A 26,184-nucleotide genomic window follows, 5' to 3' on the forward strand; every position below is an offset into this window, starting at 1 on the left:
TTGATGTGCGAGCGAGTGCTTCTGAAAGTTCCATAAAAAAATCCCATGACCTTTTGAGTCATAGGATTTTGATCTTCTTACGTTAAAAATCAACTAATTTTTCTTAACTGATCGGCATTACATTTAAAGTGTGCCTTTTGTAGGTTGATAATTAAGTATTAAATAATAAAAATTATTTAGCACCTTCAATAATACCAACAAATTCTTCGATAATAAGTGCTGCGCCACCGACAAGACCGCCATCGATATCTGCTTGAGCAAATAACTCTTTCGCACTGTTTGCTTTAACACTTCCGCCGTAAAGGATTTGTACTTTTTCTGCAACCACTTCACTTTGCGCTTTTAACCAAGAACGAATATGAGCATGTACTTCTTGCGCTTGTTCAGAGGTAGCAACTTTACCTGTACCAATTGCCCAAACTGGTTCGTAAGCAATAACACAGTTTTCAAGTGCAGCAATACCAGCAAGATCAACAACAGCTTTTAGTTGTGTTTCAACCACTGCAAATGTTTTATCGGTTTCGCGCTCTTCAAGTGTTTCACCAATACATAATACTGGCACTAAACCATTTTCTTGAATGGCTACAAATTTAGCCGCAACAACCGCATCAGTTTCATTATGGTATTGACGACGTTCTGAATGACCAACTAAGCTATATTTTGCACCAAACTCTTTTACCATTACTGGTGATGTTTCACCTGTAAATGCGCCAGAAACATTAGTACTTACATCTTGTGCACCAAATTCAATGCTGTTACTTGTTGTTAGATTTGCAACTTGCTCGATGAAGATTGCTGGCGGGCATACTGCAACTTCAACGTTTGTCGCTGCATCTGCTGCGCTTTCAATGCCTTTGATAAGCGTTGAAACAGATTCTTTTGTACCGTTTAGCTTCCAGTTACCCATTACAAGAGGTGTTCTCATGTTTGACTCCGTTCGTATTTGAATTAAGAATATTTTGAATATGTTTCGGCTTTATACCCATGGAGTGAAGCCGAGTTTTTATATATTCGAGTAAATTAGCGCTAATACTCATTAAATACAAGGAAGCAACAGCTTAATTTTGTCTTTTTTTTCTGCTCTGAATCAACAAAGTATTTAATTTATCTCAGTGAACTGCACTGCTGGATGTTGTTGATAGAATTCATTTTGAGCGTCTTCGTCAAAATTTGTTTTTTGCTCAAAGGATTCTTTATCAAAAGCAATATCTCCACCATCAATGACTCCTGACTCTTTAGAGATAGACTTGAAATCAAATAAAGTGGTGTCAGCTAAATGTGAAGGCACTACGTTTTGCATTGCTGTAAACATGGTTTCCAAACGGCCTGGATAGTTTACTTCCCAATCATTCAACATCTCTTTTGTTAATTGACGTTGTAAGTTAGGTTGTGAACCACAAAGGTTACAGGGAATAATTGGAAATTTTTGTAATTGAGCAAACTGTTCAATGTCTTTTTCTTTGCAGTAAGCAAGTGGTCGAATAACAACATGTTCACCGTTATCAGAGACTAACTTTGCCGGCATTGATTTTAGTTTTCCTGCAAAAAATAAATTAAGCATCATAGTTGCGAGCATATCATCACGGTGATGGCCTAACGCTATTTTTGTGGCGCCTAGCTCTTTCGCTGTTTTATAGAGAATACCTCGACGTAAACGAGAGCAAAGACTGCAAGTGGTTTTACCTGGCTCTAATTTATCTTGAACAATGCTATAAGTATCTTGCTCAACAATCTTGTAATCGACTCCTAATTTATCTAAATATTCAGGCAAAATATGCTCTGGAAAACCAGGTTGTTTTTGGTCTAAATTAACGGCAATTATATCAAAGTTAATTGGAGCGACGGCTTTAAGTTGGCTCAGTATTTCTAGTAGGGTATAGCTATCCTTCCCTCCAGATAAACAAACCATTACCTTGTCGCCATCTTCGATCATATTATAATCAGAAATCGCTTGCCCCGTTTGACGACGTAACACTTTATTTAATTTCTTAAGGTTGAATAATTCTTTTTCTGAAAGTTGTTCCGTCATGGGGAGCCTTGTTAGAGAGTTAAAACAGCGCGCATTGTATAAAAAGACATAAGCGAATGTAAAGCCTCATTACTCAATGCTAAATAAGAAGCTGGGGCTTATTTTCTGTAGTCAGGCTCATGGCTGAGTAACAAAAATTTAGTTTGTTCATGCTGTGGAGAATCACAAATTATCGATGCGGAACCTTTCTCAACAATTTTTCCTGCGTGCAGTACTACAATATGATCGCTCATATGTCTTATTAAGTGCATGCTGTGCGCGATGAAAATATAACTTGTGCCTTTTATTTTTTGAATTTTAAGCAGTAAGTTTACAATTTTAAAACGTAATGAAATATCTAAGGTCGCTAAAATTTCATCAACAATTATGATGTCCGGGTTTAATATCATGGCTCTTGCAATAGCCACTTGGTGTTTTTGCACACTCGAAAGCATATTTGGATAAAAAGCTAAATAATCTGGTAACAAACCAACTAGCTTTAATGTCTCTTTAATGCGTAAATCACGTTTTTCTGCATCAAAGTCTGTGTTTAATTGTAGCGGTGCATTTAATATTTTACCTACAGTCATTTTAGGGTTTAACGAGCTGCTCGGATCTTGGAAAATCATACGAATAGATGAACATCGTTGCTGCGAAGTTAAGGATAAAATAGGTTGGCCTTTTAGATGAATTTCACCAGAGCTTGGTTCTAATAATCCTGTGATAGTTCTTACTAAAGCACTTTTTCCTGCTCCACTTTCTCCTACGATCGCTAAGGTTTGTCCCTTATCAAGTGTAAAGCTGACAGGACCGTAAGCGAGTTTTTCATAGCTCGTCCATAAACCTGAAACATGCTTAAAGCTTCTACTAAGATTACTTATCTTTAATAATGATTGCATAATTAACTCAAGCTAATTGGATAATGACAACGGAAACTATGGCCTTTCTTAGTTGTTACGGTTGGATTGGTAACGCAAATACGTTGTGCTTTGGGGCATCTTGGACCCAAGCGGCAACCAATAGGCAATTGATTCGATGAAGGAATATTACCAGGTAGAGTATAAAGCTCACTTTTATGCTCGTGCATTTTATCGTTACTAATAATTGTTTTTAGCATGGCCTGAGTATAAGGGTGCATCGCCGAAGTCATAAGTTGCTTATGTGATCCTGTTTCTACAGTCTGACCGCAATAAATTAAGGTCATATAATCAGATAAGTTACTTGTATTGGCAAAGTTATTACTCAGAATCAATAGCGTCGTATTATTGAGTTGATTGAGTTTGTATAACAAACGAAAAATTTGTGATTGTGTTGATGATTCCATTGAGGTTGTTGGCTCATCTGCAATAATCAAACTCGGGTTATTAGCAATCGCCATTGCAATCATTATTTTTTGGCAAACACCTTCTGAGAGTTGGTGTGGGTAACAGTTCAGTATTTCTTTATCATCCTGAACGCCAACTTTATGCAGTAGCTCTTTAATTTGTAAACGGCTAGATTGCACATTAATACGCTTAATTTTACCAAGAATACGTCGCAACCTTAGGTTCCATGTTTTTTTAGGTAACACTGATTTGATTTGGGTGCGTATTGTCTGGCTAGGATCAAGGTAAGAGCTAGGCTCTTGGAAGATCATTGAAATCTCTTTACCTAGAATTTGACGACGTTCTTTATCCGACAATTTCGTTAAGTCGGTTTTGCCTAAGTACATTCGGTCTGCTGTAACAGTCCAATTGTTATTATGTAATCCTAATATCGCTTTAGCGATTAATGTTTTACCGGAGCCTGACTCCCCAATTAAACCATGTATCGAACCTGCGACAATGTTTAAAGAGGCTTTATCAATCACTCGAATTTTACCTTGAGCGGTTTCAATATCGATACTTAAGTTTCTGATGTCCAATAATGCCATTATTCTTCGCCTTCTATCACTGCATGGCGTAAGCCTTCTGCAAATACATTTGCCATCATGATCACTAAAAAGATGGTAATACCAGGGAAGGTGACAAGCCAAGGTGAAAGATAAATAAGATCAACACTACTTGCAATTAAAGAGCCTAATTCTGTTTGAGGTAATTGCGCGCCGAAACCTAAAAAACCTAAGGTTGCAATTTCAATTACCGCTAAGGTAAATAAACGGTTAATGATAGTGATGGTCGGCTCTAAAATATTAGGCATGATCCCAAAACGAAATAAACGTAATTTGGTCGCACCATCTAACTGTAAAGCGACAATATACTGCTTACTCAACTCTTGTTCGATGGCTAAAAAGCTACCACGTATAAATTGCGGTAATAAAGAAAGTGATATTGCGATTAAGCAGTTAATATAACTAGGGCCAAATATGGCGATTAAAATTAACGCTGAAAGCAAAGAAGGAATGGTTAATAAAGCATCCAACAAGTGGTGTAACACACTGGCTTTAATACCTTTAGTTAATGCAGCGCTTGCACCAATTGCCATACCTAACAATGAAACACAGACTGTAATAATTAATGCGCCGCCTAAGGTAAGTTGTAAGCCATGAAATAAACGTGATAAAGAATCTCGGCCTAAGTCATCAGTACCTAAGATATGGTTGATATCACCACCTTCAAACCAATAGGGTGGTAGTAGCATTTTATCTGCATTTTGCTCTAATGGTGAATGTGGAAAAAACCAAGGAGCAAAAAGAGAAGCTAACACCAATACGATGATGAACCACATTGCAACAACGGCGATGTTTTTACTTTTGAAGATCGCCCAAATATATTGCAAAGGCGATTGGATCTTATCTTCATTAAATTCATTATTGATTAGCATATAAAGAACCTCGCATGATTGGGCTAATAATCACCATCAATATATCGATTAAAATACTAAAAAATAAAATGAAGCTAGTGATGATTAGCATCCCCACTGGCAATACACCATAGTCTCCAGCATTTAAAGAGGATAATAACCAATCTCCCATTCCATCTAAATTAAATACAATTTCAATGGTCATGGCAAAAGATAAGATGGTACTTAACTGTAATCTTAACTGCGGAATGATCGGCGGTAGTGCATTTTGAAGCGCATGTGCAAAAACAATTTTACGTCGAGAAAAACCCTTCGCGTATGCTGCTTTGATATAATTACTGCGCATGACCATAGTCATTGAGTGACGAGTTAAACGGATTATCTCTGTGGTTAAGAAAAAGGATAAGACCAAAGCGGGAAGTAGTAAATGGGCAAGACGATCAAAGAAAGCAAATAAGCCATATTGGTCGGTCACAAATAATGTATCGATGAGTAAAAAGCCAGTTACGCTCGGCACTTCGTACACTAAGCTCAAATTACCATCAACAGGTAAAAGATCTCCCCAAACACCGGGTAACAATAACACCATCACTCCGACCCAAAATACAGGCAATGATAAACCTGATAATGCGATGGTCATGATCACATAATCTAGCTTAGTATCCCTAAATAAACCACCAAGGACACCGAGGGGAATGGCAACTAAACTTGAAAAAACTAAACCTAAAAGGCATAGCTCTATCGTCGACGCAAAAAACATTAACCCACGCGCCAGCAACGGTTGATTATCTAGAGCTGAATAGCCAAATTCGCCAGTAATAATGTTGATTAAATAGCTAAAATATTGAAGTAAATAATTATTTGATGAAGTGTCAATGATGGTGTTATTGACAACGACATTTTTCTCAATAATAAACGCAATAATCGTTAAGATTAAAGCGGTTATAAAAAGTAAGTTTAAACGTCTTATTAAAAATGAAAGCATATTAATTGAGATCTTGTTTAATTGTATTTTGGAAATTAATACCGGTTAAGGAATTAACTTCAACATTTTTAACCCTACCAGAAATAACATCTAACCTAAGAACATGTGCAATCGGTAAATAAGGGCGCTGTGTCATGATTTCATCTTGAATAAGGTAATAATTTTTTATTCGTTGTGCAAAATTAGATTCAGTTAAGGATTGATCTAATAATACTTGGGTTTTATAAGAGCACCAGCGGCTACTATTGCCATTTTCAGGCGATGAGTTACAGCTTAAAAGTGGTCTGAAAATACTATCTGGATCATTAATGTGCACATTGATACCAGTCAAGTAAGTATCATAATTACCGTTTGATAATCGCGTCTGTAATGTTGAACCACTTAATTTAACGATTTCGCTTTGAATGCCGATATCAGCAAGATTTGCTTGAATTAATTGTGCTGTCTTATGAAAGTTAGGATTAAATACATCAGCATTTTCAGGTAATAAAATAGTGAGTACTTTTGTAAAGTCATAATCTAGCGCGACTAATGTTTTCTTGGCTGCTTCGGGATTGAATATATCGCTGTTATTGCGAGCTTTATGTGCCCAAGACTGATTGCTCAATAGCGTGTTAGTTTGCATCGCGCTTTGGAAGTAAACCGCCTGTAAAATTGTTTTCTTGTCGATAGCTTGCGAAAGTGCGTAACGTACCTTGCTGTCTTTAAGTTGATCTTGTTTAGTATTAAATGCCCATAAAGCTACGTTAGATGTCGATTTACTGTTTAACACCACCTCTTTATTTTTACTAATAGTTTCTAGTTGGCTTGCTGCTGGGTAGGCGATAACATCACATTCACCTGAAAGTAGTTTGGTGTAACGTTTAGTTGCACTTGGATTTTTTACATAGATAAGGTTTTCTATATTCGTCATCGGTTGCCAGTAATTTTCATGTTTTGAATAACGAACAATGCCTTTACTATTAGAGCTTTTGAACTTAAATGGTCCTGTACCTATTGGTTGAAAATCAATTTTTTCTGGATGACCTCGTTGCAATAGCTGATTTGCATATTCCTGTGAGTGGATCACCGCATAATGCGCCGCAAGGTTGGCGAGTAAGGTTACATCAGGTTTTGATAATACAAATTCTACCGTTCTGTCATCGATTTTATTTATTTCAGATAAAAACGCAGTAAAAGGGTGGTTAAAGAAATAATTTTGCGTTTGATTATTAACTGTATGGTAAGGATGTTTTTTATCAATCATTCGATTGAAGCTAAATAGAACATCATCGGCATTTAAATAGCGAGTTGGTTGAAAGTAATCTGTCTGATGAAAATTAATATTTTTACGCAAAACAAAACGATAACGTAATTTATCATCACTTTGTTGCCAACTTTCTGCTAAGTCAGGAATAAATTTATTGGTGTCGGGATTCAGCTTCACTAAGCGGCTAAAAAGCTGATGAGTTGTTGCATCTAAACTAGCAATATCATGGCTAATTTGTGGATTAAATGACATTGGCTGATTCTCTGTGCAATAGAGAAGTGTATTTTTTGTCAGCGTTTTGTTTTGATAACAAGCTGTTAAATTAGCAGTCAAAAATAATAAGAATAATAAGCGCATAGTGCTATTTTAATCCAGTAGGCATAAGGAGGTTAATTTAACATTTGATAAGCTTAAATAAAACATTAAATATTATAACCTAAGATCTTTAGCATTTGATGGAAAGATAGTTTGTCACTAATCATCACTAAAAACATTAAATCAATTCACCTTTAACCTAGATAATGTGAAGTAACAAACAACCACCGCAATTAACCCAAATACCACACTCCCTAAAGCTTGCCCCATTAAGATACCTTGAGCACCGTAATAATAGGCACCAATACTCACAAAAGGAATTGTACCTAAGGATATTTTGGCTAAATTTAAAAGGGTAGCGAGTTTAGGTCGACCAATATTATTTAAGAATGACATAGCGACTAAATTCATCGCTACAAAAATAAAGCTGATAGCGATATATTGGCAAAAAAAACGAATAAGAATGGCTGCTTCTGATGTGGCGTTAAACAGGTTAACTAGATTTTCTTGTAGCAAAGAAAGTATTAAAGCGGAAACAAACACATATTTAATAATAAAGTTTAATGAATGATTGAGTGTGTTTTTAACTCTGTTTAATTTTTTTGCGCCTAAATTTTGGCTAATAATTGGACCAATGGCGCCAGGCATAGCGAATAACATAACAAATACCACAGGTATTAAACGGCTTATAATCGTCCAAGCGGCCACTGATTCCGCACCAAACTTGGCGACTTCATAGGTAATATAAAAGTGGCTAAGAGGTGTGGTTATTTGTGTTAGCGATGCTGGAAGAGCTATTTTCGCAATTTTTTTTATATTAGCCCAACTATCCAACAGACTTTGTGATGCAATAAATTGATATCGGTGAAGTAGGTAATAACTTGCAATCGCTAGCATTACTATCCTTGCTAAAATAGTTGCATAAGCGGCGCCATTAATTTCCCATTGAAAATAAAAGATAAAAAGTGGGTCTAAAAGCGCATTAATTATACCTGCTAATAATGTACAGAGCATTGCAATGTTAGCTTTTCCTAACACTCTTAATATTGCCGTGACTTGCATCGCGATAGCAATCATTGGAAATGAAAAGATAGTTAATTTTAAATAAGTTTCAGCGGCTTCTAATGAGGCCCTCTTAGCCCCCATTAAAGACAATAATTCAGAAGCATAACAAAAAATAATCAAAGTAATGAATATGCTTAAGATAAAAGTGATGACGAAGGAAGTGGTGGCTATTCTTTTAGCTTGCTGAATTTGCTTTTGACCAATACTTTTAGCAACGGTTGCCGTAACTGCAATGACCATGGCAATGGTCAATGAAGAAGTAAAAAATAAAATAGCACTTGCATAACCAATAGCAGCCACTAAATAAGCTTTGTTTAATAAGCTTATAAAATAGATATTGATTAAATCAACACTAAAAAAGACACTCAAGCTAACCATGTTTGTTAGTGCCATTTTTAGCATGTGATTAGCAATATTACCTTGAGTAAAGCTCGATGCGATAACTGCCACGATCAATTCACATGTAAATTAGCAAATTTATCAAGTAACTGCTCTTGTGTTTCTACATGCTCAGGGTCAACGATAATACAGTTAATAGGACAAACTGCCACGCAAGTTGCTTTTTCATAAAAACCAACACACTCTGTGCACAAATCAGGATTGATTTCGTATATCTCTGCTCCGAATGTAATTGCTTCATTGGGGCATTCTGGATCGCACATATCGCAATTAATGCATGTATCTTCTATTAGCAGTGCCATTTTATAACCAAGCCATATTATTTAGAATGTGGATTACGGGTGTCTTCACCCTGAATAAGATTACGCATCAATAAACCATGGCTTAAATCAATTTCTTTAGGCACTGGAATATATAAAACATGGCCTGAGCCTGGCGCGACATCAACTAACTCTCCTTTACGGTTATGTAGCTCTTCTAGCTTAAAGTTGATATTGCCTTGCGGTGTCATAAGCTCTAATTTATCACCCACTAAGAATTTATTTTTAACATCCACTTCAGCTAAGCCTTGCGCATTTCGACCTGTGATTTCACCAACAAATTGTTGTGTTTCGCTGATTGAATAACCGTAATCATAGTTTTGATATTGATCATGCGTATGACGGCTTAAGAAACCTTCTGTGTAACCACGATGTGCAAGGTTTTCTAATGAGCCCATTAATGAGGGATCAAAAGGGCGGCCTGCAATCGCATCATCCATTGCTTTACGGTATACCTGTGCCGTTCGAGCGCAGTAATAGAAACTCTTAGTACGGCCTTCAATTTTTAATGAATGAACACCTATTTTCAAAAGACGCTCTACATGCTGTATCGCACGTAGATCTTTTGAATTCATAATATAAGTGCCGTGTTCGTCTTCAAAGGCTGGCATATATTCATTAGGACGTCCTTCTTCTTGTAATAGAAAAATTTGGTCCGTTGTTTCGCCTGTACCTAAAGTGGGCTCTGGTTTTTGGATAGCTACAATATCGCCGGTTTCGTTTTCTTCAGCTTCATGCGCATCATATTTCCAACGGCAAGAGTTGGTGCATGTGCCTTGGTTAGGATCTCGCTTGTTAATATAACCTGATAATAAACATCGACCAGAATAAGCCATGCATAATGCACCATGTACAAATACTTCTATTTCTATATCTGGGCAATGAAAACGAATATCTTCAATTTCATCTAATGAAAGTTCACGAGATAAAATAACGCGTTCTATTCCTTGCTGATACCAAAACTTAACCGTTGCCCAGTTAACAGCATTCGCTTGTACGCTTAAATGAATTGGCATATCAGGAAAAGCTTCGCGTACCATCATGATTAAACCTGGATCTGACATGATTAGGGCATCAGGCTTTAAATCAACAACGGGTTTCATATCTCTAATAAAGGTTTTTAACTTTGAGTTATGCGGTTGAATATTACAAACCACATACAATTTCTTACCTTGGGCATGTGCTTCATTAATACCAATTTGTAGTTTTTCTAGATTGAATTCATTATTACGTACTCGCAAAGAATAACGAGGTTGTCCTGCATAAACTGCATCTGCTCCGTAAGCAAAAGCATAACGCATGTTTTTTAAAGAGCCTGCTGGCGATAATAATTCTGGTTTCATCTGATTCACTTAAATAAAAATAGGGTGTTTTAACGAAAAATGTGAGGCCAGATTCTACTTGTTTTTATAAAAAAGGTGTAGGGGAGATGGATAAATCTTAATTAATCCTATTAAATATCATTAAAATGGTCGGAATAGCTTACTAGAGCGATAATTAGTTTCACATTTAATAAAGGCACCACTATACTACTGAATAATTTTCTTTATGATAATCATAGTTTTACTTTGAGTATCTTTTAACATCGTTTTTAAATATTAGGTTTTACATGGAAAACACAGAAAAGTTTACAAATAACAAACAAATCATTGCCTTCTTAACAGAACAGTTTCCTGCTTGCTTTATTGCTGGCTCTGAAGCTGCAAAACCATTAAAAATTGGTGTGTTCCAAGAGTTAGCAACTCGCTTGGAAAATGAAACTCGTGTAAGCAAAACACAATTACGTGGCGCTTTACGTCAATATACAATGAGCTGGCGTTACCTTCACTGCGTAAAAGCGGGTGTTAAACGTGTAGACCTAGACGGTGTTGAAGGTGACGAAGTGTCTCAAGAGCATGCTGATCATGCACAGCAATCATTAAAAGAAAGCAAAGAGAAAGCATTTGCTAACAAAAAGAAAAATGATGCAAGTAAAGCACCAGCTCGCGCAGCTAAAAAAGTATCTGTTCCAAATCGTAAAAAAGACGCCCCTAAAAAAGCGCCTAAAAAACCAGAAATTGATTTGAGCCAATATAAAGAAGCTAACCATAATGAACTAAAAGTGGATCAATCAGTCAAAGTACTTCTAGGAAAATCTCCTGTATCAGCGACGGTTTTAGAAATCTTAAAAGAAGAAGTTCAAGTACAACTAGACTCTGGAATGGTTGTAAAAGTAAAAGCCAAGCATTTAATCGTATAAAAGGTATTTTAATGAAAAAACTCTTTCGCCAAGTATTAATATTATCTCAGATAGTTTTTGTCGGAGTTACATTTGCCGCTACCGAGAGTGTCGAATTAAAAGACATCCCTCAATTGCATCAAGCATCTCAACATGCAAAAGTGGCGAAAAGAGTGAGCGATTTATTTAGTCGCTCTCATTACAAATATATGCCTTTAGACAATACGCTCTCAAAAAAAGTATTTGACCGTTATATCGAACAACTCGACTTTAATAAACAAATCTTTATGCAAAGCGATATTGATGCATTGAAGGTGTATCAATTTGCATTAGATGAGAATTTAAAATTTGGCCAGCTTGATCCTGTTTATCAAATCTACCAACTTAATTTAACTCGTCGTTATGAACGCTATTCTTATGCGCTATCTCTGTTAGAAAAAGAAATTACTTTTGATGATAAAGATGAATATCAGTTTGATCGTAGTGACGCAAATTGGGCAAAAGATAAGCAAGAGTTAGATCATTTATGGCAAGAGCGTGTTAAATCAGATGCCTTGACCTTGAAACTGTCAGGTAAAAAATGGCCTGAAATAAAGAACCTCTTAACTAAGCGTTACACTTACGCGTTAAAACATTTAACACAAACAGAAAGTGAAGATGTTTTCCAAGCCTTTATGAATGCTTACGCTCATACCATCGAACCTCACACTAGTTACCTATCTCCTCGTAATGCAGAACGTTTCAAAATGGAAATGAATTTGTCATTGGAAGGAATTGGTGCCGTTCTTCAGCTTGAAGATGATTATACGGTTGTACGCAGTCTCGTGCCTGGTGGCCCGGCGGATAAATCTAAGCAATTAGCAAAAGATGATAAAATCATTGGTGTTGGTCAAGAAGGCGAGAAGATCGTTGATGTCATTGGCTGGCGTTTAGATGATATTGTTGAATTGATCAAAGGTCCTAAAGGGACGACTGTGCAATTACAAATTTTATCGGGGAAAGCTGGCGATAAAAATCGTGTTATTGAAATTGTACGTGAAACAATTCACTTAGAAGATAGAGAAGCAAAATCATCAGTTGAAGTGATTGATGGCAAGAATATTGGTGTGATCACTATACCTAGCTTCTATATCAAACTAAGTGAGCATGTTGAACGAGAGTTAAAAATTCTAGCTAAGAAAGAAGTTGAAGGCATTATTATTGATTTACGTAACAATGGTGGTGGCGCATTAAGTGAAGCAACACTATTAACAGGCTTATTTATTAAAACTGGACCAGTGGTACAAGTCAGAGATAGTCGTCAACAAGTGTCTATCCAAGTGGATGATGATGATTCAATTGCTTACGATGGTCCACTAACTGTGTTAATTAACCGTAACAGTGCTTCCGCCTCTGAAATCTTCGCCGCTGCATTACAAGATTACGGACGCGCCATCATCATTGGTGAAAATAGTTTTGGTAAAGGAACAGTGCAACAACATCGTCGTATTGCTCGTTACTATGACAAAAACCAAGATGCGGTTGGTTCAGTACAATATACCATTGCTAAGTTCTACCGCATTAATGGCGGCAGCACTCAGAATAAAGGTGTCGTTCCTGATATCGAGTTCCCATCACCTATCGACCCTCAAGATACAGGTGAAAGCTTAGAAAAGAATGCATTACCATGGGATAATATTCGATCTGCAAAATACAGCAAAGTAGGCGATCTAAAAGATACGATTAAAACACTAGAGTCAAAACATCAAGCTCGTATTAAAAATGAGGTTGAGTTTAGCTATCTAGAGGATGATATTAAAGCGTATCGTCTTGAAAAAGATACAACAAGTATTACGTTAGTTGAAAAGGATCGTGTTAAAGAGCGAGAAGAAAAAGAGCTTGCTGCATTAATTCGAACTAATGAACGCTTAAAACGAGCGGGCCTTGAAGAAGTTGAGTCTCTAGATGATATTCCAGACGACTTTGAACCATTAGATGTGTTCTTGATTGAAGCAGGTCACATCACGTTAGATTATGCCAACTTATAAATAATTGTTCGGCATTAAAAAACCGACTTCATTAGTCGGTTTTTTTATATTTAAAAGGAATTCATATGTTTAAACCATGGTTAGATAAATATCCTGACGAAATCAATAATGAGCTAGACGAGAGTCAATTTATTGATTTAGTTGATATGGTTGAACAGACATTTAAAGCACATCCTGATCACACTGCTTTTATCAATATGGATCAACACCTCACTTACGCAGAACTAGAAGTACAATCTAGAAAGATAGCCACTTATTTACAACAAACCTCAAAGCTATCTAAAGGCGATAGAGTCGCTGTGATGATCCCTAATCTTTTACAGTATCCAATTATATTACTCGGTATTCTAAGAGCGGGTTTGGCCGTGGTTAACGTTAACCCTCTTTATACTGCTTCAGAGTTAAAGCATCAACTTAATGACTCAGGTGCTAAAGTTATTTTTATTGTTTCTAATTTCGCAAAAACGTTAGAAAGCATTGTTGACGATACCAGTATCGAACATGTTGTATTAACTAAAATAGGGGACTCCTTACCCTTAGTAAAAAGAAGCCTAGTTAATTTTATGGTGGCCTATGTAAAAAGAATGGTGCCTAAATACAAATTACCCGGTGCAAAAAGTTATCGATTTGCCTTAAGAGATGGCGCTAAAGGGCAATATATTCGACCTGTTATTAGTCTTGATGATACTGCTTTTATCCAATACACAGGCGGCACTACAGGAGTCTCTAAAGGGGCTGTTATGTCGCATCGTAATATTGCTGCAAGTTTAGAACAGGCAGACGGTGTATTTGGGTTAACCATTGATCAGAAAAGTGAAATGATTGTAACGGCATTACCGCTTTATCATGTATTTGCTTTAACTGTAAATTGCCTGTTTTTTATTAAACGCGGCGGAACGAATTTATTAATTACTAATCCGCGTGATCTTAATACTTTTATCAAGTCATTAATTAAGCATGACTTCACTTATTTTACTGCGCTTAATACCTTGTTCAATGCGTTATTACATCATCCAAAAATAGCCGAAGTAGACTTTTCTAAGTTAAAGATAACCTTAGCTGGCGGGATGGCGACACAAACTAAAGTGGCTGCACAGTGGAAGCAATTGACAGGTAGCACAGTTATTGAAGGTTATGGACTCACTGAATGTGCACCAATGGTCAGTGTCAACTCATATAATGTAACCGTTCATGACGGCTCTATTGGTTTACCTATGCCTGGTACTGATATACGTTTAATTGACGATAATAATCAAGTTGTTAACGATTTTAATTGCCCTGGTGAAATTGAAATAAAAGGCCCACAAGTGATGTCTAATTATTGGCAAAACGAAGCTGAAACAGCCTTAGCTTTTCACGATGGTTGGCTGAAAAGTGGGGATATTGGCCAGTTCGACGAGAATGGGTTATTACATCTTGTTGATCGTAAAAAAGATATGATTTTGGTTTCTGGTTTTAATGTTTACCCTAATGAAGTCGAGGATGCCGTCGTATTATTAGATGGTGTTTTAGAGGCCGCTGTAATTGGTGTGCCAGATGAGTTAACTGGAGAAAGAGTTAAACTATTTGTTGTGTTAAATGATTTTAAAGTAACAGTTGCAACGATAAAAGCGCACTGCAAGCAACATTTGACAGGTTATAAACGACCAAAACAAATAGAAATTGTAACTGAATTACCTAAAAACAATGTAGGTAAAGTACTAAGACGATTATTGAAAGAAAGATAATAGTTGGTCACTATTCAGATAATTGAGAGCTTAATAATAAGCTCTCAATATCTCTGTAGTATAAAGACTTAAAGGATGGTTATTATTTCTCTTGATAATAATCTATTGGCTGAATAACTAATTTAACCTCTTCAGGTGTCGCATCAACAAAGCTTAAATTAGTATACCAATCGCCCACATCAAAGCGTTGAGCTTGTGCACCATTCACTTCAAAATTATGAGTATTAACTTGGTGTGTATGGCCATGGATCAAGCGTTGTACTTTATGTAAAGTCATTAAGCGTAACACTTCATTTTCAGTGACTCCCATGATCTCTACATTTTTATAAGCTTTTTTAGCTTGACTTGCAGTACGAATTTTCCAACCTATCCGTTTACGTAATTTAAGTGGCAATGCATTAAAAATAAACTGCAAGATAGGGTTATGTAATACTTTGCGTAATTTCTGATAATTTTTATCGAATAAGCAAAGTGTATCGCCATGCATGATTAAGGTTTTTACACCGTACAAATCGATTTCAGTATGCTCTGGTAATAGTGTCATGCCAGACTGCTTTGCATAACGTTTTCCAATCATAAAATCGCGGTTACCGTGGATATAAAATAGTTGGCAGTGATTATTTTCACTAAAACTTTTTAATTTTTGCGCAACTTCATCCATTAATGGAGTATGTTCATCATCTCCTATCCATACTTCAAACATATCACCCAAAATATAAAGTGTTTCTGCATTTTTGGCTTCTTTATCAAGAAAGGCAAATAGAGCATCCGTAATATGGCGATGGTTTTCGCTGAGATGTAGGTCTGCAATGAATAAAGTGCGCTTCATAAATTAAGCTACTGTTACGCTAGTGATCACGACATCATCTAGAGGAACATCTTGGTGTACATAATGCGCATTACCTGTTGCTACACCTTTGATTTTATCGACAACATCTTCACCAGCAACGACTTTAGCGAATACACAGTATCCCCAACCGTCTGTTGTTTCTGATTTAAAGTCTAGGAATTTGTTATCGCCAACATTAATGAAAAATTGTGCAGATGCAGAATGTGGTTCCATTGTACGCGCCATTGCTACAGAGTACTTAACGTTTGATAAGCCGTTATTTGCTTCATTTTTAATTGGCTTTTGGCTATCTTTCTCTTCCATGCCTGGTGCAAAACCACCACCTTGGATCATAAATCCATCGATAACGCGATGAAAGATAGTGTTATCGTAATGACCGCTTGTAGCGTATTGAATAAAGTTAGCCACTGTTTTAGGCGCTTTCTCTTCATTCATCTCTAAACTAATGTCACCAAAATTTGTATGTAATGTAATCATTGTTGAATCCTATTTTAAAAAATAGCGTCATCATACATTAACTGGTGAATTCATTAAATACAAAGGATGAATTTGTCACTCTAGCAGGTTAGAATACGATTTTTAAAGTCATTGTATTGGATGGAAAATGTTAAAAATATATAACACTCTCACAAGAACGAAAGAAGAATTTAAACCCCTTGTTGCTGGCAAAGTGGGAATGTATGTGTGTGGTGTTACCATTTATGATTATTGTCATATTGGACACGGTAGAACTTTTGTTGCCTTTGATACAGTGGCTCGCTACTTACGCTTTAGTGGATACGATTTAAATTTTATTCGTAATATCACCGATGTTGACGATAAAATTATCAAGCGTGCTAATGAAAATGGCGAGACTTGCGATCAATTAACGGAACGCTTTACGAATGCAATGCATGCTGATTTTGATGCATTAAATATGATCCGACCTGATATTGAGCCACGTGTAACCGATCATATGCCTGAAGTTATTAGTATGGTTGAGGCATTAATCGCTAAAGGTCATGCTTATGTTGCTGACTCTGGTGATGTTTTATTCTCTGTTTCATCGTTTCCTGAATACGGTCAATTAAGCGGACAAAATTTAGAAATGCTGCAAGCAGGATCACGTGTTGAAGTAGAAGATACTAAGCATGACCCGCTTGATTTCGTATTATGGAAAATGGCAAAAGCTGGTGAACCTTCTTGGTCATCTCCTTGGGGAGAAGGGCGCCCGGGTTGGCATATTGAATGTTCAGCAATGAACAAAAAACACCTTGGTGAAGTATTTGATATTCATGGTGGTGGTTCAGATTTAAGTTTCCCTCATCATGAAAATGAAATTGCACAGTCATGTTGTGCACATCACGGTAAATACGTTAATACTTGGATGCATTCAGGTATGGTACAAGTTGATAAAGTAAAAATGTCTAAATCACTGAACAACTTCTTTACCATTAAAGACGTTTTAGATGAATATGACAGTGAGTCTGTTAGATATTTCTTGATTTCAGGTCATTACCGTAGCCAGTTAAATTATTCTGAAGACAATTTAAAACAAGCACGTGCTAGCTTAGAGCGTTTATATACAGCCATTCGTGATTTAGATATTGTGACTATTGAGATTGATACTTCGGTTAAAGAGAGTAAGTTCTATCAAGGTTTTGTTAAAGCGATGGACGATGATTTTAATACACCTGAAGCACTCGCTGTATTATTTGATTTAGCTAAAGAAATAAATCGATTAAAAACAACTGATACAATGCAAGCAAGTTATTTAGCGAGCTTATTAGTTGAATTTGCTAATGTATTAGGTTTGTTAACTCAAGAGGCTGAAAAGTTCTTACAGGGCGATAATGGCTCTGACAGTGAAGTCGCTGAGATAGAAGCATTGATCTTACAACGTAATACAGCAAGAGCAAATAAAGATTGGGCAAGTGCCGATGATGCTCGTGATAAGTTAGCCGCTTTAAATATTGTTCTTGAAGATGGTGTGAATGGTACAACGTGGAGAAAAAATTAAATCAGTCAACAGAGCAATTATTACCTTTATTAATTGTTAACTAATTTTAAATCTTTTAAACGGTAACGTTAAAAACGGACATTTTTATGTTCGTTTTTTTTGTAAAAGAATCAAATTCCGTCATATAAAGTTTTTGACATGACAAAAACATTACAAAATGCAAGGTCAAATTTTTATTTCAAATTTAACAAATTGCCTCTCTCATCTTAAATTTAACCTTTATTTTGTAAATATAAACCTCACATTTAAATCAAACATTCACTATAAATTTAAATTATTGAAAGATAAGCTTAAATTATGTGTGTGTATTATTCTGCACCATATCAACCTGTTAACTACTTTTTAGTGATTTCATTATTGAAATCGATCTTTTTGAATATAAAAAAACAATGAAACGTCAAGTTGTGAGTGGCGATTAGCCGTTTTTGTGACTAAATTATGACATGAAAAGTATATTTTTATAAAGATGGCTGCTGGCTCTTACATCGTTATCTTATAACACTTATGGTGCATCAAACTTTACTTATTAAATATTTATCACAGGAATCTTTATGAATTTAACAGTAAAACAAAAAGTTTATTTGTTTTTAGTCATTTCTTTGTTGTCTATTATTAGCATTGGAGTCGATAGTGCTTATGTACTTAGAAGTGAAATGGTTGATGATAGAAAACAACAGTTAGAATTTAACACTGTCATTGTCGAGGGAGTTATCAAAGAATTACAAAAGCAAGTCGATAAAGGCGAACTCCAACAAGAACAAGCAAAACAACAATTTTATACTTTATTACCAGGCTTACAATATTCAGAGTCTGGCTACTTTTTTGCATTTACAAGTAACTTCACTTTAAAAGCAACGCTGAAAGGAAAAGCCACAGAGGTATCGGTTGCTGATGTAAAAGATGCTAATGGCGAAGCTATTTACAAAAAGATTTTAAATGAAATTACTAAGCAAGGTGGAAGGGGAGTTGTTTCATATTATTTCCAAAAGTCGGCTAATTCAGCTGCAGAAGAAAAAATTTCCTATGCAATTCATTACAAACCATGGGATTTGATTATTGGCACCGGAAATTATATTAGCGATATCGATGATGCGGTTACTGCTAGTATCTACTCTATGGCCATTATTATCTTAATTGTTTTAGCTTTATTAGGTGTAGTTTCATACTTTATCTTAAAGGCTGTGGTTGCTCCTATTGTTCATATTCAAGATGTTATGAAGCTTATTTCAAAGGGGGACTTAACTTTACGTATCAATGCGACTTCAAATGATGAATTAGGGCAATTAGGACGCTCAATTGACAACATGCTGATTTCATTTAATGACTTGATCCGTTCATTGCATTCATCTTCTAGTTCATTAAATTCTTCATCAGAAAGTCTTTCTGTTATCGCACAACAAACGAACCGTGGAATGACTAAACAAACTGAAGAAATTGAATCGGTTGTTAGTGCAATTGAAGAAATGTCCATGACCATTCGAGAAGTTGAATCTAACACCATTGATGCAGCGACAAGTACAACTGAAGCGAATAAAATGGTAATGGACACATCAAGTCTTGTAAATGACACGATTGCTCTTGTAAATAATGCATCAACACAAATAGAAAGTGCTGTGAAAGTGGTTAATGAATTAAAAATTGGCTCAGATGAAATTGCAGAGGTGTTAAGTGTTATTACGAGTATTTCAGATCAAACTAACCTGTTAGCGCTAAATGCTGCGATTGAAGCCGCGAGAGCTGGAGATGCTGGTCGAGGGTTTGCTGTGGTAGCCGATGAAGTAAGAAGCCTTGCTCATAGCACACAAAAGTCTACTGTTGAAATTCAAACTATTATTGATAAGTTACAAAGCTTAAGCGTTACTGCTGCTAACGCAATGCAAGATGGCCAAAAAGCCACGTTAGACACTGTGAATGCCGTTAATCAGACTGGTGAAAACTTGAAATTAGTGGTTGAGCATGTTGAAAAAGTGAATAGCATGACCACTCAGATTGCAACAGCGACCACGGAACAAGCCGCAGTTTCAGAAGAAGTTGCAAGAGCGATGGTGAATATCACGGATGTTTCTGCGGAAACGCGTACAGCCAGTGAAGAAACTAGAACGCAAAGTTTATATGTGAAATCGCTTGCAGAAGGGGTAGAAGAAGACATGTCAAAATTTAAAACTTAAACGTTCAAGCATTGAAAAATGGTGTTAGTTAATCATCGACTAACACCATTTATTCTTTGCGTTTATTTTTGAAGTCTTTCAATACTATTTCTAGTGCTTTAATGGTCGGTTCCAGCGGTAAGTCATTTTCTTCTAGTACTTGAATGAGATCCACCGCTATTTGTATCTCTAGAGGTGCACTTTCTAATCCACTTGCAGAAGTCGTTTTTTTAGTCTCAGTCATTATCTAAAGCTTCCATTTTAAACTCTAGCGATTGTGTATATTCATTGCATTTTTGGTAACGTTCTTTGAGTGCACTGACGCGTATTTTGTGATTGATTTTATCGTCACCTGACGCTTGCTGATAAAGTGTGTTTTCTTCATCAATCATCTTTAATAATCTTTTTTCGTATTCATATTGGCGTTGTAAATGTTGATAAACTTCTTCTTGTTGAGACGAGTAACGTTTATATAAAATGTCAGCGTTACCTTTATCTAAATGATTAACTATTTTAAGCAAGGCTGAAAACTGATTAACAAATTTTTCGCACTCATAGTTAATAATTAATGTGCCCATATCATGAGTGATCACATAAGTTAATTGATCTAGTGTTGTCTGGATCTGTTTGCAATAACCTAATAGCGATAAGCTGCCTTGAGCAAATAAATGTACTTCAAAGCGAAAAGCTTTGTTTTCTGTCAATTTTATTTTTTGATCCCATTGTTGGCAACGTGTGGTTAGCGTTGCCAATTGCTCTGATAAAGCATTGAGGTGCGTTTGATCTATTGACTGAACCATGCGTTATATCCAAGGTTAATTGCCATTGCTACAACAATAATAATAAACAAAGGGCGTATAAATTTAGCACCAAAATGGATAGCAGAATGGGCTCCAATAAAAGCGCCCAGCATCAAACAAACGCCCATCGTTAATCCAATAAACCAATCGACTTGCCCAAAGTAAATAAAAGTTAATAATGCCACAATGTTGCTTGTAAAGTTCATTGCTTTTGCAATGCCACTAGACAGAAGAATATTTAGACGATACAAATGCATATTAGAAATGACCCAAAATGCTCCTGTGCCTGGTCCCGATACGCCATCATAAAAGCCTAAGGTAAAGCCTTGAATACGTTGTTTAATTCTCAAAGCAGGTGTGTTTTCAGGCAATTTGCTATTATCAACTTCCTTTACTCTGCTAAACAGGGTGTAAATCGCAACAGCTAAAATGATTAAAGGCAAAAACTTATTTAAAAACTCTGTTGAAATGAAATTAACAAAAACAGTCCCTAAAAATGCACCAATAAAAGTACTATAAAAGCAATGCTTCCAAAAAGTAGGATCGAATAACTTTTTACGGAAGTAAGTATAAGCTGCAGTACCAGAAGCAAAGCTTGCTGATAATTTATTGGTTCCTAATGCTAAGTGTGGCGGTAAACCTGCGCTTAATAATGCAGGTACTGTCAACATACCTCCACCACCAACCACAGCATCGATAAATCCTGCTAGCAAACCAACTAATGCTAATATCATCCAACTGTTTGGATCTAATACAAATTCTGTCATTCTATTTCTCTACATTTAATGCAAAAGGAGGAAGTGCATCTAGTAAACTTTTGCCATAGCGTTTAGTTATCACTCGTTTATCTAATAATGTTATTTTGCCTGTGTCTGTTTCTTTTCGGATCAAACGACCACAGGACTGTATTAATTTTTTGCTCGCTTCGGGAATTGTTATTTGCATGAAAGGGTTTCCTCCCTTAGAAGTTATCCATTCAGCATGTGCTTCTTCCACTGGCGAATCTGGTACCGCAAAAGGTAATTTGGTTATCATTAAATTAGTGAGGTAATGTCCAGGTAAATCCAAACCTTCTGCTAAGCTACCTGTACCAAATAGAATACTTGTATCGCCTTTATCACAGGCTTTCTTATGCAGTGCGATCATTTTTGTTCGCGACGTTTCACCTTGTACTAACAATGCTGTACCAAACTTTCGGCGTAATTTATCAGCGACTAAGTTCATTTGCCAGTAAGAAGCAAATAGAACCAAGTTAGCGGCTTTCTCTTCAATACGTTGAGCGATACTGTCGATCAATTCATTATCAAAGCCTGATTCCGTTGGATCATATTTCATATTTGCCACATTGAGCGGAATAGAGGGATAATCAAATGGCGACTTTAAACGTAAATATTGTGTACCATCATTGTTTCTTAAACCTGATTGACGCATGAAATAGTCAAAACTATTTAGTGATGTCAGGGTTGCTGAGCACAAAATAATCCCTGATGCTTGTGACCACAGCATGTATTCTAATAAACCACCTACTTCCAATGGGCTTGCACATAATGTGAAACCATCATTTTCGTTATTTACCCATGCCGCAATAGGTGCCTGAGTGGAAGATCGTTCTTTAAGCAGCATCTTCCATAACGCGGCTAAATTTTCTAAGCGTTGTATATAAAAGCCTGTTTCAATTAAAATGGGTTCTGCATCACTGAGTTTTATATTGGCATCTTTTAATTCTTCTGACGTAATATTCACAAGTTTATTGATTGCGCTTAAACACTTCTTGGTTTCTTCTTTTAAGCTAATTAAAGCGTTCACTATGGGTTGTGGTACTTCACCCATGGTAAATCGATATTGATTCGATTTATTATAATTTAGTGGATTATTTCTAAAATAAAGTTCGATCGTTTTTAAATCATTAACCATCTCGTTAGCACTTTCAAGCATGTTAATACCAGGAGTGATCGTTGTTTGACGATGAACTACACGGTTAATATGCGTACTCACTTGCTTAATCTTTTTCAGCCATTCTTGACTTGTTTTTATATTGACGTTCGCACTTGAGAAATCACGTGAAATTTTAGGTAAATGATGAGCTTCATCAAGCACATAAAAACAAGCATCGGGCTCAGGTAAAATAACCCCGCCCCCAAGTTCTAAATCGGCTAATAGCAATGCGTGATTAACAACAATCACATCGGCTTTATTGATGTTATCTCTAGCTCGGTGAAATGGACATTGCCTATGATTTGCTAAGGCTTTTTTACAGCTATGCTTATCAGAAACAATTTGTTGCCATATACGGCGTGGTATTGGCTTAGGCCAATTGTCTTGGTCGCCATCCCATTTACCTTCGAGGTAAGCATTTTTTAATGCAGTTAATAACTCTGCATCGCCGGCTTGTGGTTTTTCAGTAAATAATAAACCTTGCTGTGAATCTTGATTGGGGTTTCCTAATAACTTGTGCTCACAACAATAACGTTGACGACCCTTAGCTAAGGTAAAAGTAAATTTATAATGACTATGTTGAAGAAAGAAGGGTAAGTCTTTACTGGTCAATTGCTCTTGCAATGTAACGGTTGCCGTTGAAATAATTAATTTTTTATTGAGCCTCAAAGCAACGGGTAAACCAGCTAAAATATAAGCTAATGATTTCCCTATACCTGTACCTGCTTCGGCAACTAAAATACGACGCTTTTTATCGTAATTGCCAGCTAATACTTTTGCGATTTCTGCCACTAAATAATTCTGAGCTTTACGTGCTTTAAATTGCGGTAACGCTTGGGTGATGAGTTCGTAATTACTACGAATTTCTTTTTTTAAGGAATCTGAAAGCATAAATCTCGGTATTATTTTTTGCTGCAATTTATCTGTATTTTTATTGTTTGCCACCCACTGTAAAGAGCAATACGATGGGACAAAGAAACGAAAGATACAAACATTTAAAATGAAAAAACTTTATTTCGGTAGTCTACCAAAATAAAGCTCTTTTATCTGAGATATTATTGCTTAAAAATTATTTGATGGGCCTGCATAAAACCAAAGGTATTATTTAGGTTGTTCCAAAAATAAAATAGCAGCTTCAACACGCGATTTGGCTTCTAATTTTTTAAGAAGACTTTTTACGTGAACTTTTACCGTCCCTTCTGAAATATATAATTTCTCTGAAATTTCTTTATTACTTAACCCTTTTGCAATTTCTTGCATTATTTCGTTTTCACGGCGCGTTAAACTAGCCATTTTATCGCGAATATTATCTTCCTGATCTAAACAATCTAAGTAAGGCGTTAAACTTTCACTAACAACTGTACGGCCTAATTGAATTTGTTTTAAATTTTCTAATAACAATTCAGGGTCGGTACCTTTTAATAAATAACCATTAGCACCTTGATTAATTAAGGCAATAACGTCTTGTTTAGCATCAGACATAGTTAAAATAACTATCTTGCTTGTAATACATTCATTGCGTAAGGCTTTAAGTGTTTCTAAACCAGAAAGTAACTTCATATTTAAATCAAGTAACACCATATCTGGTTGTTGTTTTTTTACCATATTAAAGGCTTCAATTCCGTTAGTTGCTTCATCGATAACAACGAAATTTGAATCCATATCTAATAGTTGTGTAATTCCTCTGCGCATAAGAGGGTGATCATCTACAACAATAACGGTAGAGACATTATTCATTTGAAATCCCTTTGAGTTTGTTATTTTTAATATTATTTTTTAATGTTAATACTGAATGATCATGAGAACTAGTAAGAATGTAATATATTCTAAATATTAATCCACTATATCAATAAGATCGTCATCAATCAGCTGTTTTTTTAATAATTAATGTACTTTTTTTTTATTTTTATTTGTCCGTCACTCTTTATCACCATACCGAAATCCTTTCCGGTAAAAACTATAATCTATTTAACACATGAATAATTAGGATGTTAAATCAATTAATCATAATAAACCGTCTTTTTACATCACTTTTATAACTAAAGTGAATGAAACAGTAGATTAATCATCGTACATAGTTAAGAATAATGAATTACGAATGGCTAGATTGTCCCTTATCTAAAGGTTTCTGTCATTCACATTTAATTTAGCTCCGAGCTTATATCACTAAGTTAGACGAGTATTTGTCAAAATATGTGATTTAAGCCGCTTAACTGAATTTTGGTTAAGAAGGGTAAACTTAGAAATGAGTTTGCCTCCCGTGTTTGGAAAGGAACTGACATGCAATTAATAGATAGATATCACCGGAAGTTTGAATATCTACGTTTATCGATCACCGATGAATGTAATTTCAAATGCAACTATTGTTTACCTGATGGTTATGAACGTACTCATCAGAAACAGTTTTTATCACAGCATGAAATCGGCAATTTAATCAATGCTTTTGCTGAGTTAGGCACGACAAAAGTTAGGATCACCGGAGGCGAACCTAGTTTGCGTAGAGATTTTTCTAAGATCATCTCGCAAATCGCGGAGACCAATGCTATTCAAAAAGTCGTCACCACCACTAATGGATTTAATTTAAGTAAACACGCCGTCGAGTGGTTTGATGCTGGTTTAAAGTCAATTAACGTGAGTGTTGATAGTTTAGATGCGAATACTTTTAATTTGATCACTGGCAAAAATATCTTTCATAAAGTGATGGAAGGTGTTGACGCTTGTGTTGCAGCTGGCTTTGAACAAGTGAAAGTAAACAGTGTGCTAATGAAGGGGTTGAATGATCATGACCTTACTACCTTTTTATCTTGGATAAAAAGAAATCCAATTCAACTTCGTTTTATTGAGTTAATGCGAACAGAAGATAATGCAGACTTTTTTAATAAATATCATTTATCAGGCCAAGCTATAAAAGCACTATTATTAAAGCAACAATGGCTTCCAAAAATTCGTCATGTTAATGATGGACCAGCGGAAGTTTTTACTCATCCTGACTATTTAGGAGAGATAGGTTTAATCATGCCTTATAGTAAAGACTTTTGTGATAATTGTAATCGATTAAGAGTGTCTGCCGTTGGGCGCTTACATCTTTGTTTATTTGGCGAAGAGGGCGTTGATTTACGCCATCTGTTACAAAAAAGTAGCGATAAAGAACAGTTAAAAGAAACGATATTAGCTTCTTTACAGGAGAAAAAATCATCTCATTTCCTTGATCTAGGTTTATCTGGAGGCACTCCACATTTAGCTTCCATAGGCGGTTAATACTTCCTTGTTCAACGTGACCTCTCTGCTTTTGTGGAGAAGGTCTCATTGCCTATTTATTTCACCCAATCTATTTGATGTAAATCAAATGTATCTTTAAT

The 26,184-nt window shown here is 35.8% G+C and carries 23 protein-coding genes and 1 riboswitch; of the genes, 6 read left to right on the plus strand and 17 right to left on the minus strand.

Features of this window, described 5'->3' with window-relative positions:
- Positions 1–172: 172 nt before the first annotated feature.
- The 10 genes from tpiA to trhP form a co-directional block, all read right to left on the minus strand.
- Positions 173–925, minus strand: a complete 753-nt coding sequence (tpiA, locus tag E2R67_RS10385) for a triose-phosphate isomerase (protein ID WP_134290889.1) — start codon at positions 923–925, stop codon at positions 173–175.
- A gap of 174 nt (positions 926–1,099) precedes the next feature.
- The gene (gene ttcA / locus E2R67_RS10390) at positions 1,100–2,029 is read right to left on the minus strand and encodes a tRNA 2-thiocytidine(32) synthetase TtcA (protein ID WP_134290890.1); all 930 of its coding nucleotides are present in this window, start codon (positions 2,027–2,029) and stop codon (positions 1,100–1,102) included.
- Between the two features lie 98 nt (positions 2,030–2,127).
- Complete coding sequence (locus E2R67_RS10395; RefSeq protein WP_134290891.1) at positions 2,128–2,907, minus strand: ATP-binding cassette domain-containing protein; 780 nt, start codon at positions 2,905–2,907, stop codon at positions 2,128–2,130.
- Positions 2,908–2,909: 2 nt separating this feature from the next.
- Positions 2,910–3,920: an oligopeptide/dipeptide ABC transporter ATP-binding protein gene (locus tag E2R67_RS10400; RefSeq protein WP_134290892.1), complete on the minus strand. Its 1,011-nt coding sequence runs from the start codon at positions 3,918–3,920 to the stop codon at positions 2,910–2,912.
- The gene (locus E2R67_RS10405) at positions 3,920–4,810 is read right to left on the minus strand and encodes an ABC transporter permease subunit (RefSeq protein WP_134290893.1); all 891 of its coding nucleotides are present in this window, start codon (positions 4,808–4,810) and stop codon (positions 3,920–3,922) included. Before E2R67_RS10405 ends, E2R67_RS10400 begins: the two co-directional genes overlap by 1 nt.
- Complete coding sequence (locus E2R67_RS10410) at positions 4,797–5,774, minus strand: ABC transporter permease subunit (protein ID WP_134290894.1); 978 nt, start codon at positions 5,772–5,774, stop codon at positions 4,797–4,799. The genes E2R67_RS10405 and E2R67_RS10410 overlap by 14 nt, the downstream gene beginning before the upstream one ends.
- A gap of 1 nt (position 5,775) precedes the next feature.
- On the minus strand, positions 5,776–7,275 hold the full coding sequence (locus E2R67_RS10415) for an ABC transporter substrate-binding protein (RefSeq protein WP_243836998.1): 1,500 nt from the start codon (positions 7,273–7,275) through the stop codon (positions 5,776–5,778).
- Between the two features lie 246 nt (positions 7,276–7,521).
- Positions 7,522–8,853: an MATE family efflux transporter gene (locus E2R67_RS10420; protein ID WP_134290896.1), complete on the minus strand. Its 1,332-nt coding sequence runs from the start codon at positions 8,851–8,853 to the stop codon at positions 7,522–7,524.
- 2 nt (positions 8,854–8,855) lie between these two features.
- A complete protein-coding gene (locus tag E2R67_RS10425; RefSeq protein WP_134290897.1) occupies positions 8,856–9,104 on the minus strand; it encodes a YfhL family 4Fe-4S dicluster ferredoxin in 249 nt (82 codons plus the stop codon).
- A gap of 17 nt (positions 9,105–9,121) precedes the next feature.
- Complete coding sequence (gene trhP, locus E2R67_RS10430; protein ID WP_134290898.1) at positions 9,122–10,465, minus strand: prephenate-dependent tRNA uridine(34) hydroxylase TrhP; 1,344 nt, start codon at positions 10,463–10,465, stop codon at positions 9,122–9,124.
- A gap of 266 nt (positions 10,466–10,731) precedes the next feature.
- On the opposite strand from trhP, the gene proQ reads away from it, so the two are divergent.
- The 3 genes from proQ to E2R67_RS10445 all read left to right on the plus strand — a co-directional run bounded on the left by proQ (position 10,732) and on the right by E2R67_RS10445 (position 15,094).
- The gene (gene proQ / locus E2R67_RS10435) at positions 10,732–11,361 is read left to right on the plus strand and encodes an RNA chaperone ProQ (RefSeq protein ID WP_134290899.1); all 630 of its coding nucleotides are present in this window, start codon (positions 10,732–10,734) and stop codon (positions 11,359–11,361) included.
- 11 nt (positions 11,362–11,372) lie between these two features.
- Positions 11,373–13,367, plus strand: a complete 1,995-nt coding sequence (gene prc, locus E2R67_RS10440; protein WP_134290900.1) for a carboxy terminal-processing peptidase — start codon at positions 11,373–11,375, stop codon at positions 13,365–13,367.
- 65 nt (positions 13,368–13,432) lie between these two features.
- Positions 13,433–15,094 (plus strand): AMP-binding protein, encoded by a 1,662-nt coding sequence (locus tag E2R67_RS10445; RefSeq protein WP_134290901.1) that lies wholly within the window; start codon positions 13,433–13,435, stop codon positions 15,092–15,094.
- 82 nt (positions 15,095–15,176) lie between these two features.
- On the opposite strand, the gene E2R67_RS10450 is transcribed toward E2R67_RS10445, so the two are convergent.
- The gene (locus tag E2R67_RS10450; RefSeq protein WP_134290902.1) at positions 15,177–15,923 is read right to left on the minus strand and encodes a UDP-2,3-diacylglucosamine diphosphatase; all 747 of its coding nucleotides are present in this window, start codon (positions 15,921–15,923) and stop codon (positions 15,177–15,179) included.
- A gap of 3 nt (positions 15,924–15,926) precedes the next feature.
- The gene (locus E2R67_RS10455) at positions 15,927–16,421 is read right to left on the minus strand and encodes a peptidylprolyl isomerase (RefSeq protein ID WP_134290903.1); all 495 of its coding nucleotides are present in this window, start codon (positions 16,419–16,421) and stop codon (positions 15,927–15,929) included.
- 127 nt (positions 16,422–16,548) lie between these two features.
- Between E2R67_RS10455 and cysS the strand changes: the two genes are divergently transcribed.
- Together cysS and E2R67_RS10465 are read left to right on the plus strand one after the other, a co-directional pair.
- Positions 16,549–17,943 carry a cysteine--tRNA ligase gene (gene cysS / locus E2R67_RS10460; protein ID WP_134290904.1) on the plus strand — a complete coding sequence of 465 codons (1,395 nt, stop codon included), beginning with the start codon at positions 16,549–16,551 and terminating at the stop codon, positions 17,941–17,943.
- Between the two features lie 551 nt (positions 17,944–18,494).
- Positions 18,495–20,111, plus strand: a complete 1,617-nt coding sequence (locus E2R67_RS10465; protein ID WP_134290905.1) for a methyl-accepting chemotaxis protein — start codon at positions 18,495–18,497, stop codon at positions 20,109–20,111.
- Between the two features lie 49 nt (positions 20,112–20,160).
- Here the strand turns inward: E2R67_RS10465 and E2R67_RS10470 are convergent, their stop codons facing one another.
- The 5 genes from E2R67_RS10470 to E2R67_RS10490 all read right to left on the minus strand — a co-directional run bounded on the left by E2R67_RS10470 (position 20,161) and on the right by E2R67_RS10490 (position 24,562).
- A complete protein-coding gene (locus E2R67_RS10470; protein ID WP_134290906.1) occupies positions 20,161–20,334 on the minus strand; it encodes a DUF2496 domain-containing protein in 174 nt (57 codons plus the stop codon).
- A complete protein-coding gene (locus tag E2R67_RS10475; RefSeq protein ID WP_134290907.1) occupies positions 20,327–20,890 on the minus strand; it encodes a primosomal replication protein in 564 nt (187 codons plus the stop codon). The genes E2R67_RS10470 and E2R67_RS10475 overlap by 8 nt, the downstream gene beginning before the upstream one ends.
- Complete coding sequence (locus E2R67_RS10480; protein ID WP_134290908.1) at positions 20,875–21,657, minus strand: TSUP family transporter; 783 nt, start codon at positions 21,655–21,657, stop codon at positions 20,875–20,877. Before E2R67_RS10480 ends, E2R67_RS10475 begins: the two co-directional genes overlap by 16 nt.
- A 1-nt stretch (position 21,658) precedes the next feature.
- Positions 21,659–23,716, minus strand: coding sequence for an ATP-dependent DNA helicase DinG (gene dinG / locus E2R67_RS10485; protein ID WP_134290909.1), 2,058 nt, complete (start codon positions 23,714–23,716; stop codon positions 21,659–21,661).
- A 210-nt stretch (positions 23,717–23,926) separates the two neighbouring features.
- Entirely contained in the window at positions 23,927–24,562 is a 636-nt protein-coding gene (locus E2R67_RS10490; protein WP_134290910.1) for a response regulator, read from the minus strand.
- Positions 24,563–24,963: 401 nt separating this feature from the next.
- Positions 24,964–25,116, plus strand: a riboswitch (molybdenum cofactor riboswitch).
- Here E2R67_RS10490 and moaA point away from each other — a divergent pair.
- Entirely contained in the window at positions 25,106–26,083 is a 978-nt protein-coding gene (moaA, locus tag E2R67_RS10495) for a GTP 3',8-cyclase MoaA (protein ID WP_134290911.1), read from the plus strand. Its footprint overlaps the riboswitch before it by 11 nt.
- Positions 26,084–26,184 lie beyond the last annotated feature (101 nt).

Origin of the sequence: Psychromonas algicola (assembly GCF_004378355.1) — a bacterium.
Lineage (GTDB): Bacteria > Pseudomonadota > Gammaproteobacteria > Enterobacterales > Psychromonadaceae > Psychromonas.